General features: G+C 52.5%; 11 protein-coding genes. 4 read left to right on the top strand and 7 right to left on the bottom strand.

The annotated features are described in order from the left end of the window. Positions 1-99 precede the first annotated feature (99 nt). Entirely contained in the window at positions 100-501 is a 402-nt protein-coding gene (locus NST26_RS32245; protein WP_339252358.1) for a RidA family protein, read from the bottom strand. A 518-nt stretch (positions 502-1,019) separates the two neighbouring features. On the opposite strand from NST26_RS32245, the gene NST26_RS32240 reads away from it, so the two are divergent. Continuing rightward, the gene (locus NST26_RS32240) at positions 1,020-3,131 is read left to right on the top strand and encodes a TerD family protein (RefSeq protein ID WP_340980704.1); all 2,112 of its coding nucleotides are present in this window, start codon (positions 1,020-1,022) and stop codon (positions 3,129-3,131) included. Between the two features lie 81 nt (positions 3,132-3,212). Here NST26_RS32240 and NST26_RS32235 read toward each other — a convergent pair whose 3' ends face one another. Then, on the bottom strand, positions 3,213-3,725 hold the full coding sequence (locus NST26_RS32235) for a hypothetical protein (RefSeq protein ID WP_340957160.1): 513 nt from the start codon (positions 3,723-3,725) through the stop codon (positions 3,213-3,215). Positions 3,726-3,743: 18 nt separating this feature from the next. Further along, complete coding sequence (locus tag NST26_RS32230; protein ID WP_340957162.1) at positions 3,744-7,295, bottom strand: DUF3289 family protein; 3,552 nt, start codon at positions 7,293-7,295, stop codon at positions 3,744-3,746. Between the two features lie 374 nt (positions 7,296-7,669). Between NST26_RS32230 and pnuC the strand changes: the two genes are divergently transcribed. The 3 genes from pnuC to NST26_RS32215 are packed head-to-tail and all read left to right on the top strand — an operon-like array spanning position 7,670 to position 10,280. Continuing rightward, positions 7,670-8,353, top strand: coding sequence for a nicotinamide riboside transporter PnuC (pnuC, locus tag NST26_RS32225; protein WP_340957165.1), 684 nt, complete (start codon positions 7,670-7,672; stop codon positions 8,351-8,353). Beyond that, positions 8,350-9,360: an AAA family ATPase gene (locus NST26_RS32220; protein WP_340957167.1), complete on the top strand. Its 1,011-nt coding sequence runs from the start codon at positions 8,350-8,352 to the stop codon at positions 9,358-9,360. The genes pnuC and NST26_RS32220 overlap by 4 nt, the downstream gene beginning before the upstream one ends. A gap of 26 nt (positions 9,361-9,386) precedes the next feature. Then, complete coding sequence (locus NST26_RS32215) at positions 9,387-10,280, top strand: NUDIX domain-containing protein (RefSeq protein ID WP_340957169.1); 894 nt, start codon at positions 9,387-9,389, stop codon at positions 10,278-10,280. 122 nt (positions 10,281-10,402) lie between these two features. Here the strand turns inward: NST26_RS32215 and NST26_RS32210 are convergent, their stop codons facing one another. From NST26_RS32210 to NST26_RS32195, 4 genes are all read right to left on the bottom strand, one after another. Beyond that, entirely contained in the window at positions 10,403-12,034 is a 1,632-nt protein-coding gene (locus NST26_RS32210; RefSeq protein ID WP_340957170.1) for an S-layer homology domain-containing protein, read from the bottom strand. Between the two features lie 33 nt (positions 12,035-12,067). Further along, positions 12,068-13,018 carry a hypothetical protein gene (locus NST26_RS32205; protein ID WP_209868865.1) on the bottom strand — a complete coding sequence of 317 codons (951 nt, stop codon included), beginning with the start codon at positions 13,016-13,018 and terminating at the stop codon, positions 12,068-12,070. A 163-nt stretch (positions 13,019-13,181) separates the two neighbouring features. After that, on the bottom strand, positions 13,182-14,531 hold the full coding sequence (locus tag NST26_RS32200) for a sensor histidine kinase (RefSeq protein WP_339312123.1): 1,350 nt from the start codon (positions 14,529-14,531) through the stop codon (positions 13,182-13,184). Continuing rightward, positions 14,528-15,166 carry a response regulator transcription factor gene (locus tag NST26_RS32195; RefSeq protein ID WP_340957174.1) on the bottom strand — a complete coding sequence of 213 codons (639 nt, stop codon included), beginning with the start codon at positions 15,164-15,166 and terminating at the stop codon, positions 14,528-14,530. The genes NST26_RS32200 and NST26_RS32195 overlap by 4 nt, the downstream gene beginning before the upstream one ends. Positions 15,167-15,172: the final 6 nt, after the last annotated feature.

Below are 15,172 nucleotides of genomic sequence, written 5' to 3'. Positions count from 1 at the left end.
TTTATCTCTTAATTACCCGCAGCGCAGAAAAAAACACCCAAAACAAGCCTCTAGAATACTTCTAGGGCTTGTTTTGGGTGTATTAATTTACGCTACGCTCTAACCTGCGGCCCACACATCCAGCTCGATTTTGAGTTCAGGCAGACCTAATCCCTGGATGTAGGCCACCGTCATGGAAGGAGGCGTAGGGCCGAACACTTCATTCCAGATGGAATAGAAATGATCCCAATCGATTTCCTCCGTGGCCCAGATGTTGATTTTGATGACATGATCGGGAGTTAGCCCTTGAGAGGACAAGATGTCTACAATATTGCTCATCGTATTGGTTACTTGCTGATTGAAATCGGCAGGGATATTGTTGTTCTGATCGATCCCGATTTGACCGGAAAAGACATACATTTCAGCGTCTCTGCTGATCTTAGTGACATGGCTGTAGCTTCCAACAGGTTTTGCTATATTTTCCGGATTATATCTTTGAATGACATTGTTATTTAGTCTCATTGCTTATAAGTCTCCTTTTAAATGGGCTGTTTTTTATAGTATTACTTCATATTGGACAGACCTATCCCGTCAACATGAATTCTAGAAAAAAACAGCAGTCGAATACCCGATTCCAGCAGACAGATATTGAATAGATCTCTTTTTCATCAGGTATCCCTCCTAAACATTTAAAATTTAACTTACTGTAAGAATGATAACATACCCTCAATGAAAAGCCAAAATACAGGGTGCGATAAGAGGCGGGATGTGCCATAAGTTAAAAATTCCCTTTGTCGTAATACTTCCGCCCTGTTGGCCCGCTGGACCGTGTGCGATGATGGATTCATCAAACGGCGGCAAGATCGCCGGGAGATCTTCAGGCTATTGCGGTTCTTCCTTCTACTCAATTGGATGAATTAGAGCCGCAGCTCTCCTGAAGGATGCTTATCCAGAGAGGAGGCGTCCAGGCTATTGTATTCCTTCCTTCTACCCATGGACTGAAACCGAGTAGGGATACAGCTCTCCTGGACACTTTTACTATGCAAATAAACCGAATCTACCTGCGTAGAGCAGGCAAAATGATGCTGAAACACACACCTGATGCTGCTGACACGAAGAAGCTACCGAAGGGGTACTTGGCCGCAGCCCTCCGCAATCTGCAGGGGCTTGGGTATACCCTGTCGCCTGCCTTGTTCCGGGCGGTCCAGAAGATGCCCCGCGAGGCCTTCGAGCAGCTGTATTATCCGCTGATTGCCGATGTAAGACGGATGGTTGGCGCGCATGTGCATTATGCACCGATGTATCCAGGGTTCCCGGAGCAGGTCATGCAGGAGGATGAAGCGGAGCTGTATTTCAATGCGATGTTCCATTATTACACCTGGGAGCTTCCATATGCTGATTCCGTGCAGCGAACGCCCCTTGAGGAACAGGTGAAGATGAAGGTCATTGACCTGGGGAGCATCACGGAGTTCCGGACCCTAATCCGCCAGCTGATGGAGGCCAGAGGCTCGATCTCGGCAGAGGATCAGAAGGATATCGATGCTGTGATTGCGAATACAGCCAACGAAGAGCTGGATGAACTCCTGCCGAAGGAGATCCCGTTCAAGGAGAATGCCGGATTCGTGGCAGCGTCGCTGCTTAGGCATGATAAGGCGGATGTAGCCAGAATAAGCCCCTATTTCATGACAGCAACCGATGTGCTGCGGCTGGCGGTGGCCTGGTCGGAAGGCGATGTTAGTCTGGCCTTGCCCACCCGCTTCCGCAAGTTCAAGCGTAGTGAACGCCGGCTGTTACTGGGGCTCTTGGAACGGTGTCAGACGATCACCGAGGATATGCTGCGATACAGGGAGCGCTGGATTCGTCTCGGCGAGATCCTGCATCCATCTGAATACAAGCAGCGGTATAAACGCTGTGAGGAAGCTTTTGATATCCTGCGCAACAACAAAGCCTTCACGACCTTTAACGGAAGTGTGGAGCTGGCCCTTCAGTATCACCAGATGTGGACGGCGCTGGATCTGCTGGTGAAGCGTCCGGGCGAATTCGCACGAAGATTGGCGAAGCTGCTGCGGATGACCCGCGAGCCGGAGTACGTGGTGATGGCCTTCGCAGAAGTGGCAGACCAGGTATCGACCCCGGTGCTGCTGCAGGTGAAGAGCTACTTCGCGCGACAGCGGGAGCTGCCGGAGCTTAGGGTGTTTTTCCCCAAGGGAAATGTCGCCAAAGCCTGGGCCACTCCTAATACCCTGCCGGAGATCAGTGAAGAAGCCTGTCGGGACATGGTGGACCTCTGTGAGCAGACTCTGGTCGCCCGCTTCGCAAGCCAGCCTTCCCTGGGAAAAGTATATGTGGATGAGCGTCTGAAGGACTATCTGGTGCCGTTCTCCCAGCGGTCGGCCAGTAAAGCGCTGCATACTCTTGTACGGGGAAGCCGGATTCCGCTGGAAGAAGGGAACACGGTCCGTTTCTTCTGCTGGTGGAAGGAAGGGAAGATGGACGGTACCTCTACAGGCCGAGTTGATATTGATCTGTCAGCAGTGATGTATGATAAGAATTGGAATTATGTGGAGCATATTTCTTATACGAATCTTCGCTCGGCACAATATCGTGCAGTCCATAGCGGCGATATAGTAACGGCGCCTTACGGGGCCAGCGAGTTCATTGATCTGCATATTCCTTCTATTGTTGAGTATGGCGGAAGGTATGTAGTGGCGACTCTCCATTCCTTCACAGGACAGCCGTACTGCAATCTGCCGGAGTGCTTTACGGGCTGGATGATGCGGAAGAAGCCGGGGTCCGGTGAAATCTATGAGCCAGCCACGGTATCGAACAAGATTGATGTCACGGCGGATACCCAACTCGCCATTCCTGTGATACTCGATCTGGTGGAGCGGACCGTGATCTGGACAGACTTGTCCCTGACCAGAGATCCGTTCCATGTGAATAACGTGGAAGGGAACCAGAAGGGGATGGTGATCATCGGCAAGGCGATGACCTCCTTGAAGAAGCCCGATCTGTATGATCTGTTCACGCTGCACGCCAAGGCCCGCGGTCAGCTGGCCGTGTCACCACAGCAGGCGGATACCGTATTCTCGGTAGACCAGGGAGTGACTCCGTACCATATTGAGCAGATTATGGCCGAATATGTGGTGTGAGCAGAGCGGGTAACCGGTTTGTTCAAAAGAAAGGGTGTCTCAGCCATTACACATGGCGTGGGACACCCCTTCTTCTAAAAACTATTCTATCTCGATCCCGTACCAGCCGTCTGCAAGTGGAGTCAGCTTATACTTAACCGGCTCTGCTGCATAGGCCTGCTCCACCATGCTCTGACTTGCGCAATACACGATGTGATAGGTCGCGCCATGCTCCCTTTCCCAGTCGAATATGAACCTGAGGAGCGGCTTTCCGTCCTGCCTGCTGTAACGCACGAAGTCCAGGCTGTCCCCAGACCATGCAGCGATCTGCCGGATCTTGTCTTGCAATTCTGTATTCACACTGTCATGGAACGGAGAGGTGGTATTACGATTATTGGAATAGATGAAGGTATTCCCGATATCGCTCTGCTCATCCAGGCTGTCCATCAGCAGCAGGGTCTCCGACTTCACAGCATCAAACTGCGCGCGGTGCTCCCGGAAAATATTATATTTCGCCATGGAGGGGTCGTACATGATGATGAAGCCCGCCGCTGCAAGCAACAGTATAATGGTAATGCCAAGTAAGATTCGTGTCCTGCGACTCAATAGCTTCACCTGCCTGCTCCATTGAAATTAGTTAACGGAGCCGCTAAAAGGCAGCTCGTAGTCAATCGTTGTAATGAACGGTACATATTTGCCGTTGAACCGTTCGTAGTGCTGCAAAGTGAACCAGTCCACAAATCCCGGATTATTAATCTCATCATCAGCATCCAGGCCGAAATGATCGTAGAAATGGAACACCAGCTTGCCGCTGAATTGACCTCCGTTGCTGTTGAAGTCCTTAATGGTAATATTATGACCATGGAAGGCATGGATAGCCAGAGATAACGCCAGATTGGTCTTCTCCGTAAATACCGGATACGGGCTGGTCGAGAATTGATTCACGTAACTATACACCACATTCCGGTTGCTGTTCGGATCAAATTTTAGTCTGGACAGATCACCGTTATTACTGCGCAGCTCCTGCACAACAAAATTCTTGATTAATTGTACATAGTTCTGGGTACTGGCGTCCGTGATGACGGCATTATCCAGCTGGCTGTTATGATACTTGATATATTTGCTGGTATCGAAGGTGTCGCCAAGGGTTACCGAAGATCCCTCATTAATGGTTTTGCTGTATTTGAACGTTGAGATCAGATCGCCAAGAACGAATTTCATATCATCCGTTGCACCTATTGTGCCGACAACGAACAGGAGGGCCATCTCGCCCCAGATCATGGGCTCGGGCGTAATTCTGGCCACCGAGAATACCGGGTCCAGCTTGAGTAACTCAAAATAAGTGTAGTCATTGAACGTCAGGTCATCGGAGACTGGGGAAGTTCCCTGCGGTGCTTTCTTAAGAATTCCTTCTCTGTTATCAGATTGAAGGATCAGGGCCTCCCTTACATCTGGAATCAGTCTTCTGCTGTCCACCGCATCGTTCAAGCCGTCGCCGTCCGTATCGGCCAGGTTGGGATTGGAGTACAAATAGGCGTAGACCTTGTCGCCGGATTTAACAATACGGATCTCTTGCCCGTCCTTAAGCCCGTCGTTATCGCTGTCTGCATCCAGATAATTCAACCTTATTGCCGCACCGCCAGTACCAACACGCAGTCTTCCGGCCTGCATCTCCTTCTCATGATAATCGCTGATGCCATCCTGGTCTGTATCCTTGTACAGATCGGAAGTCTCGGCAATGGTATCGAAGATCCCATACAATTGGCTGGCATTACTTGCATGATAATAGCTGCCGCCGGTGCCCTGGGCCATGCTGGTCAGGACACTCGTCGAAATGCTGCTGCCCAGGCCTACCGTATAAATCACAATACCCTGATCGGCAGCCCGTTTGGTTAGTGCGGTATCATAAGAGCCTTCCCCGTCAGTAAGCATAATAATGTACTTCAGAACATCCGCTCTGCTGGTGGTGGCGAACAGATTAATTGCACTTGAAATCCCGCTGCTCAGAGTCGTTCCGCCGTTCGCATCAATCCGCCCCGCAGCCTGACTCAGCACGGTCTTGTCTGAAGTGAAGCCGGATAATACCGTAGCATAGTCGTCAAAATCAACCACCGCCCCGCGGTCACTGTCCGTCAGCAGATCAACAAACTGTCTGGTTACGCTGATTCTTACATTGCTCCGGTCATTATCTGACATACTGCCCGAGGAATCGATGACGAAGGCGACATCCATCCCCGCATAATGCTCCTGCCCCTCATCATACAGGAACTTATACTGCCAGACCTGGTCGTATACCGTCTTATTCAGCAGAATGTACCTGGAGAAATGAGCCGTCTCGGCCGAGACCACATTCCCGGCGACCCGCTGATCCGGCAGCTCTTCGAATAGCTGCGACTCCTCATTGTAATAGTAGATCCGCGGCACAAAGCCTGCCTGACTCAGTAAGCTTTTATCAAACTCAAAGGAGATTGTCGCCTTCTCAAAGCTTCCATCGATGGAGAAATTATAGCCCTGGTCAATATACCCGGGGATGGTTATATCATTAAGAATGCCATCTTGGACCGGCTGGACAGACAAGCTGTCTACCTGCTCCGCAGTGATCCCTTCCACGGCCACACTTGGCACAGCCTTGCCCCCGGCATCCGCCGCCTTCTCCGTTCTTGCGAACTTCGTCTCAGGCACAAGCGGGTCGCTTCCGATCTGGAGTTCCCACGCGTCAGAGAGTCCGTCTCCATCGGTGTCGGCCTTCAGGGAATCGGTCTTGTGCTTATGGATCTCTTCGCCGTCCGTCAGGCCATCGCCGTCACTGTCCTCACTGATGAGGCTGGTGCCCAGCATCAGCTCCTCCAGGTTGGTTAATCCGTCCTTGTCGTAGTCTTCATCACCGTCAGCAGTCCCGTTCTTATCACTGTCCGGTTCAAGCGGATTCAGCTTCAGCACGAGCAGCTCATCCCGGTCGCTTAACCCGTCGCCGTCGGTATCCTTGCTGGTAGCGGAGAGGCCATAATGCTCCTCATAGTAATCGCTAATTCCGTCATTATCGCTGTCCTTCTCCCGGTCAATCCCGAGGTTATCCAGATTGCTCTCGTCGAAGTTCACGATAATATACGTCTTGGAGACCTCTGAGCCATCGTTTAACTGCGCGCTTAACTTCAGCAGATTATATCCGATGCCAAGTCCGATTCCTTCCACAGACCATGCTGCACTTACAGGGATCGTCCCTTGCTGGAGGACTGCTTTGTTTTTGTCCGTAATCTCATAATTGAAGGCCTTGACCTGTGATACTCCTCCTAGCGTTCCCGTCAGCTTGTCCATCTTGGAGGTCAGGAAGTAATAGTCTCCGTCCGGACTGTTCTGAAGCTGGAGACTGTACGTTTCAAGCTGCACGGAGACCCTGCCCGGCTCAGGCTCCGGGGATTCTTCCCCGGTTGAGATCTGCGTTAGCTGATAGCCCGAAGGCGCACTTACAACATTTCCCGGGTTCCCGGAGAAGCCTAGGATCAGTATCTCGCCCGGCTGAATGTTGGCATTATAGCCCGCATTATGTATGACGTAATGATTGCCGGTATGCCCGGTAATTTCAGCCGTCCAGAACCGGTCCAGGTTCCCGTCATAATCGAACTCCAGCGTCCAATCCTCAATGGCTGACTGCGATGTATTCTTAATGGCAATTTCGCCGTTAAAAGCGCTTCCCCAATCACTTGTCACTGTGAAGCTTGTCTCGTATTGCGCGCCCGGTACGATCTGTTCCGCGCCCGGCATTTCAAATGCTACAGGCAGCTGAAGCTCTCCTTCAAATGAAGCCGTGAAGCCGAAATTCACACTGCCACCCACCGGAATGTCCTGATTGCTGCCTGCATTCTTGATGGTATAAACTCCGTTCTCGTAGGCCTGTACTTGTCCGTTCCAGATATTCGTAATTTCATAAGGGGATGTAAAATCAATACTCCAGTTCTCTAGCGTCTGTTTACCCGTATTCCTGATCGTAACATCTGCGTTAAAGGCGCCTTCCCACTTGGAGGAAATCGTGTAGGTTACCTCATAACCCTCTCCTGTGTAAGTTGTATCCTGCTTCCCGCCCGTGTATTCCTGAGCTAGAGCGGGCCTGAGCTGAAGAGAAGAGAATACCAATACCAGAATGGCAAATAAGATGAAGCTTCGTTTCATGATCCTTGTCTTGAACATTGCTGCCGTTCCTCCTTATATGATCGCTAATGGGGTGGATAATATGTAAGATCTTGGAGTATATGAATCTATCATATTTGCATAAAGAGGTTTAGGCAACAACAAATGGAAGAAAAGTAGAAGGGCGTCAAAAATAGCCAGCTTATAGGCTGACTTGTACGTGTGAAGGAGGTTTTAATAGCTTCCTAATACCGCCGTTATCTAATCCTCCAAATGATTGGTTCTCAACAGGCGGCCGAAGACCGCTAGCTCATAAGTTGTGGAAAATCGGGCTTGCATCCCGCCATAAATTCTGTTATTTTGATATTAACAAAATGTAATTATCAATTAGTTATTAAGTATTCAATTTCTCAGGATACAGAGGAAGCGGAGGGATGAGCATGAAGAAGGCACCCGGCAACTGGAGCGGGTTTGAACTCGCCTGGCTGGTGATATTTACGCTGATCGCGGTTGTTTTTACGGTGATCTCCAAGGATTCGCTCTTCGGGTTCACGGTCTTCATCACCGGGGTACTATGCGTGGTGCTGACGGCGAAGGGGAAGCTGGCGAGCTATGGATTCGGGATGTATAATACGTTCGGATATGCTTATTTGGCCTATATCAACGGATTATTCGGCGAGGTTATGCTGAATCTGCTATTCTTTGTGCCCATGAATATTGTTGGCTTTTATATGTGGAAAAGAAACATGCACGGCGGCAAGCTGTCCATGCGCCAAATGGAAACGAGGGGCATCCTGCTCACCGTTGCAGTCTGTGTGGCGGGAGCGCTGCTGCTGGGCTTCGGCTTATCGTTCATTCCCGCGCAGAACTCACCTTACATCGACGCCCTGACTACCGTGTTATCGGTAGTGGCAACGATTCTGATGGTGCGTCGTTTCAAGGAGCAGTGGCTGGTCTATATTGTGCTGAATATGTTCACCGTGCTGCTCTGGGTGATCCGGACGCTGGAAGGCAGCGGGGAGGGTCTGCTGATGATCGTGATGTGGAGCGCCTATCTGATCAACGCGGTCTACGGCTACTACAACTGGAACAAAGGGGCTAGGGAGGCACTGTCATGAAAACACTTGGATTAACCCTCGGGAAGTTCGCGCCGCTGCATAAAGGGCACCAGTTCATGATCGAGACGGCGCTGCGGGAGGTTGACGAGCTGATTGTGGTGATCTATGAGACCAAGGTCTCTCCGGTACCGCTGCAGATCCGGGCGAACTGGATTCGCAGGCTCTATCCTGCGGTCCGGGTAATCGAGGCCTGGGATGGCCCTGATGGATACTCGGATGACAGGGAGCATGAGATCCGGGAGGAGCAGTATATTCTCGGGCTGCTGAAGGGCGAGCAGGTGACCCATTTTTATTCGAGTGAATTCTATGGAGAGCATATGAGTCTGGCGCTGGGTGCTATTGACCGGCGGGTGGATGAGGCGAGGGTGCAGGTTCCGGTATCGGCCACGATGGTCCGCTCGGACCCTTACCAATACCGGGGTTATGTCAGTGGGCTAGTGTACCGCGATCTAATTACCAAGGTCGTATTTGTAGGGGCGATGTCTACCGGTAAGTCGACGATCACCGAAGCGCTTGCCCGGAAATACGGTACGGCCTTTGCCAGTGAATACGGGCGGGATTACTGGGCAGAGCATCAGGTGGACCGCCGGATTGGGTTGGAGGCTTTTGACGAGATCGGGGTGGGGCATCTGGAGCGGGAAGAGCAGGCATTGCTTGATGCCAACAGGTATTTATTCGTCGATACGAATGCGATTACCACTTATATGTATGCGCTGGATTACCATGGGAAGGCACCCGAGCTGCTAACCCGGCTGGCCTTGGAGAACGCGCAGCGCTACGACCTGTTCTTCCTGTGCGACGATGATATTCCCTATGACGATACGTGGGACCGCAGCGGGGATCAGAAGCGGCATGTGTTCCACCAGCAGATTATCGCAGATCTGAAGGAGAGGCGGATTCCCTATATAACCCTTAGGGGCACGCTTACGGAACGTATAAGCAAGGTGGACAGTGTACTGGCAAAATTCAAGCCGTACGGGAATTATTTCGGAGAGCTGGAGCATTGAACCAGAGACATAAGGAGGCGGAAAATGTGGAATTGAGAGATGGTAACGGACTTACAGAGCAAGAATTCCTGAAGCAGTACCGGCCTGGGGATTATGAGCGGCCCTCCGTGGCGGCGGATATGGTGATTTTCACCGTTGCGGATGCAGCGGCGGATCAGGAACCCGGGGCTGGAGCGAAGGGGCTGCGCCTTCTGCTGATCCGCAGAGGCGGGCATCCCTGCCTCGGGAAGTGGGCACTGCCGGGCGGCTTCGTCCAGCCGGACGAGACCACAGATCAGGCGGCCGCGCGAGAGCTGGAGGAGGAGACCGGCGTGGCCGGTGTCTATCTGGAGCAGCTGCGCACCTTCAGCGACCCCGGGCGCGATCCCCGCACCTGGGTGATCAGCAGCAGTTATATGGCGCTGGTCGACAGCCGCCGTAGCCAATTAGAGGCAGGGGATGATGCCGAGGCTGCGGCCTGGTTCAAGGTAAGCTACCAGCTCCGGCAGGAGCATAAAGAGCTGCTGGAGCAGGGCTGCATCCGCACCCGTACCTATGAGCTGCGGCTGGAAGCGGGCGGGCAGGAGCTGGCAGCAGTGATCGAACAGACGGTGACGGCGACACCGGCTGCAAGATCGGTGCAGTATGCCGTCTTGTCCAATGACGGACTTGCTTTTGATCACGCTAAGATCATTGCCTATGCTATTGAACGGCTGCGTCAGGAGACGGAGAGAACAGGAATCGCGCTGCTCTTAATGCCTGAGCAATTCACCCTGGCCGAGTTGCAGCAGGTCTACGAGGTGATTCTCGGCCAGGAGCTGCCGAAGGCGGTCTTCCTGGACAAGGTGGCTGCGCTTATAACCGCGACCAACCTGTACACAGAGCATACGGAACACACACCCTCCCGCCGCTTGTATCAGCGGAACTGGGGAGAAGCCTAAGTCCAATATTGGAGATAGAACTGTATATTGAATCTTGTGTTACCGAACATGAATAGAGAAGCATTTCTTCAACGTACTGAAGAGATGCTTCTCTATTTGTTGGGACTACATCTTTTTAAATATTACGGTTTGCCCGCATACTCATGCGCTGCGGAAGCTTCCTGAATGGCCTGGAAGGCCCAATGTGCAGCCGGCACATCACTCCAGGAAGACTTGCTCCAGCTCTCGCTGTTCCGCTGCAGAATAGTATTGATGATCGTAACGGCTTCCGCACGTGTCAGCGGCTGGTCTGGACGGAAGGTACCGTCAGGGTAACCGGTTATGAGCTTCTTCTGCAGAAGCGCTCCGATCTCCGTACCCGCCCAGTGAGTAGCCGTATCTGCGAAGGTTGAACCATCGCCGGCCGGCAGGTTCAGCCAGCGGCTGACCACAGCCGCGAGTTCGGCTCTGCTGACATTTGCCTCTGACTTGAAGGTACCGTCAGGGTAACCTTGTAACAGACCGCCTGCTGCGGCGTATTGTACTGCCGGATCGGACCAACGTTTACCCGTGATATCGGTCAGTGCCGCCGGTGCCGCCGCTGCCGGTGCGGTTCCTTGCACCTTCAAGCGGTACAGGATTGCGGCCAGTTCTCCGCGGGTAATTCCCCGTTCAGGCCGGAACGTCCCGTCCGGATAGCCCAGAATATAGGCATCATGCCGGGCAGCGCCCCCGAGGCCTTCCAGCTTGAGAATCGTGAACGTACTGAATTTGTTAATGCCGAAGGACAGGCCGGATAATCCCTGCTTGTACTGGACGAACTCAGGCCTGATCAGTTCGCGGTCGCCGTCGCTATGCTCGATGAAGACAGCAAGCTTCGCGAGGAAGGCCGTCCGCTCTTTGGCGTCTGCGGGCAGCTGAACCCCTTTAAGCGGCAGCGTGATTTCAACAGCCCGGCTGCTCAGATTGGTCTCAATGGTCATTGGGCGTGCGACAACCTGAACCTTCTCGCCGCTCACGGCTTCCCTGACAACACGTTCCACTCTGGCCCGCTCCTCAACTTCAGCGCGCTGTACCGCATCCTTGATCGGCACAAGCCGGAAGTACAGGTCCTCCGTGATTCCGGATAACGATGCGTTGGGAATCTTAATTGCCGCATTATCCGAGTAAATCTCCAGCTCCAGACCGCCCTTGAACAGTACATCCAGAGCCGCTGCCGGAATCTGCAGCTTCAGCTCGGACACCTTATCCTCGGGATCAGGGATGACGATTCTTGCCGCACTCCGTCCGGCTGCCTTGGCGCCCGCCACACTTGCGGCGGCCTGCTGCGCATCAAAGGTCACCTGGTCGGTAATGCGTCCGGCAGCATCTCTGGTCCGCCGCACCGCTGCGCCGGAGATCGTAGTGCCGTCTCCATTGTCGACGATAACCGCCAACAGCTCACTTCCGCCTGGGCTTACTGAACCTGCGTCCGGTGCGCTTGAAGGTTGAGTTGTAGCCGTAGGCACACTCGTAGGTTGAGGTGTAGCTGTAGGCGTACTGGCAGGTTCAGGTGAAGCAGTTGGCGTGGCAGTAGGTGCAGTTGTAGCTTCTGGTGCAGTTGTAGGTTTAACTTCTGGCTGCGTAACCGTGAATGCCATCTCCAGTTCATTAGAGACGACATTCGCCAGCCCGGATGGAGGGCGGTTGCCCTCAGACGCTAATACCGCAGTCGTGCAGGCAAGCAGGACGAGGAACAGGGAGACGGTATAGAGTACAATCCTTGCTTTTTTCATGATCACCATTCCAATCCTGTGTCATTCCATTCGTTAGGGAATCATGGTCGTGTTGTAGGTTACCTTCACTTCATCGCTGAACGTATAGACGGTTTCTTCGCCGTCCTGGTCGAACTTCGCTGTCATCTGTGAATTAGGTGTCAGAGAATACGTAGGGTAGTTCAGCCGGAATACCTCTAAGGAATCGCCTGCTGCCAATTCTACCGGAATCGTGAAGGTGTGGGCGGCTGCATCATAATATTCTGCCAGCAGCGGGATGCCTTTTTTATCGGTATACAGGAATCCATCATACTGGCCATCGCTGAAATTCGGAGTCATTTCACCGATATTAATAACGAACGTACCCGTTGAAGCGGCTGTTGCCGGCGCTGAACTCAGGTACATGATCATATCTCTATGCTGATAAGGATTCGGCTCTTGCAGATTTCCGCTAAAGGTTGTCTTCTGCGCCGGCTTCACCTCTTTAACAGCGAGCAGCTTGGCTGTAAACGGAGCGTTCTGCGGGGATACAGCCTTGAAGGTAATATCGAATTCATTGGAATCCGCAGCATCGCCGACATTGACTTCGAGGCCTTTATCAATGTAGTAATAGGTATAGTTGCCTTCCACAAAAGATTCTGGGCGGTTGTCCAGCTCTACGGCACCCGCAGCGGCGGTTGGAATCTCCAGCAGTACGCTGACCTTCAGATTGTCGTCATTCTCCGCGCCAGGACTGATGAAGTATTCAATCTCCTTGGAAGTATCCTTGGTCAGATCATAGGCCTTCTTGTCCAGCTTCAGAGCTGAAGAATCCCAGGATAGAACAACGGTATCCTCGGCATTTACTGCCGTTACGTTGAATTCTGCCTCAAGCTCATTACCGATCCTGTTGTCCAGCAGACTGCCGGGTCCGGCATAAGCGGATGGAACTGCGCCAAGCACCAGACAAGCGGATACAGCCGCGCTGATGTACAGCTTCTTGCGTGTTTTCTTCAGTTCTTGCATTTTCGCAACTCCCCTTTTTGTACATGAATAGAATGAACCGGGTTCGCAGTGAAATGACATCATTCGACGCGATTCCCTATATTTCGATATAATTCATTGTATCATTGGGCAAAAAAAGCCCGTAACGCCTATCTTTTATAGGACCTACGGGCAGGGGAATTCGTTATATGGAGGAGCGCTTTATTTTTCGGAGATACAGGTAAAAGCAGGTGCCCTGCCCCGGTTCACTCTCTACACGGATGGAGCCATCAAGCTTCATCATCACATTCTTGCAGTAATACAGGCCCAGACCATAATGAGCGGTCATCTTCTTGGTGGAGTAGAAGGGATCGAAGATATACGGGAGTGCCGTCTGCGGAATCCCTTTGCCGCTATCCTGAATGGAGATGACCGCTTCCCGGGAGGTCTCCGACAACCGGACGGTAATCGCTCCTTGATGCTCTATGGCCTCGGCCGCATTGTTCAGCAGATTGGTCAGCATCTCCTTCAGATGAAGGGGATCGAAGTATACGTCCTGGACGGGATGCAGGGAATGATGGAGGTGAATCTCCGGCGGAGCTACCCTTGCAAAGGCTGCAAGACAAGCTTCTAATACAGGCGCAGGATTCATTGTCTGAGCCTGAATGTCAATGGCTTGTACGGACTCGTTGATCTTGCCCATCATATTTTGCACATGGCCGATGGATTCGGCAGCCGAAGCGACCATTCCGAGAGTTTCCCGGTGGCCGCCGCCAGTCTGCTCACCGCTCTGAAGCTCCCGCCGGATCTGATGGAGCAGGATGTCTATTTTGCCGATCTCATTCTTAATGGTATGGTTCAGCAGATGGGAGCCTCCCTTCAAGGTGTGCAGGGACGCGTCTATCTTCAGCATCTCCACCTTGAACCGGACTCCAAGGATGCCCCTTGTCAGACCGATCAGCAGGAACACGGACAGGAAGCCTATGCTAACGAGGTGGTTGAATTGAAACAGGTCAATCCCCCGCATATAAAAGGCATAGCTCACTATAATATACACCATCACCGGCAGCGCCAGCATGTTCGTCAGCATCCGCTCGCGGCGCTTGAACGGGTGCTTCTCACGGAGATTCGCCAGAATAAGCAGCACGGCGCTGATTCCTAACGCACAGCCGATGAACAGCAGCATAGGCAATTCATTTCTGCCGCTGTAATTGATGAGCCGGCCGGGCGTGAGCGGGGTAGCAGCAAGTCCCGCTAACGCCGCAATGATAAGAATAAAGCCGTACATCCGCCGCTGCCGCCTGTGCAGCAAATCCGAATATACAGCACCAAACATGCCGAACGTATAGGCAATTGTAGCATCGGAAACGGCATATAGTGTATTAATCCATACATCGTACTTGGTCTGCGGATAGGCTGCGCTAAGCAGATAGGTGATAATGCTGCTGCTGGACGCAAACAGAGCAATACTGAACCAGCGGAACGAGGCGTTGCCCGAATTGAGCCAGAGAACCACCGAAGCTACTAACAGAGTTATGAACAAGGCGGGGATCATAGCTCAAGTTCTCTGTCGGTTAATCCTCTGCTCTTGATAGCCCGGACGACCTCCTTCAGGGATTTGGAGTTGAATTTGCGGAGTATACTGGTAATTTGATTCTTCAGCGTCCCTTCCGATTTGCGGAGCGAGCGCATCATGGCCTGTCTGCCGTTGCCTGCTTCGCTAAGCGAGATAATTTCCTTCTCGGCTAACGTCAGGCGGTTATATTGTTCGGCTTCTTTGAGCCGCAGGAATTCCCTGACCAGAACAGACTGGGGAGAACGGGAGCGCATCGCTTCCCGGATCGTGCCCGGGATGAGGCGGAAATCCGATTTACTTACATATTGAATGGCACCGGCCGTAAAAGCATCCAGAATCGTACGCTCATCCGTAAGGGAGGTGAGTACAATCACCCGGGCCTCGTTGCCCGTCAGGCTCAGCTCCAGCGTAGCCTGGAGGCCGTCCAGATGATGCTCCGTCAGGTTGAGATCCATCAGCACCACATCTACTGTATGGCTTGTACAAAAGGCGAGCGCCTCTTCTTTGGTAGCTGTAGTGTGAATAACCTGCAGACCGGGTTCGCTATTCAGGAACCGGGCGAGCATGCTTCTCCATACCGCATCATCTTCGACAATCAGAATTTGGATCTCCATAGACTT

The sequence above is a fragment of the Paenibacillus sp. FSL R7-0128 genome (assembly GCF_038002245.1).
In the GTDB taxonomy this organism is placed as follows: domain Bacteria; phylum Bacillota; class Bacilli; order Paenibacillales; family Paenibacillaceae; genus Paenibacillus_AQ; species Paenibacillus_AQ silagei.
The sequence above is the reverse complement of the archived record's forward strand: the minus strand, read 5'-3'. Positions and strand labels throughout refer to the sequence as shown.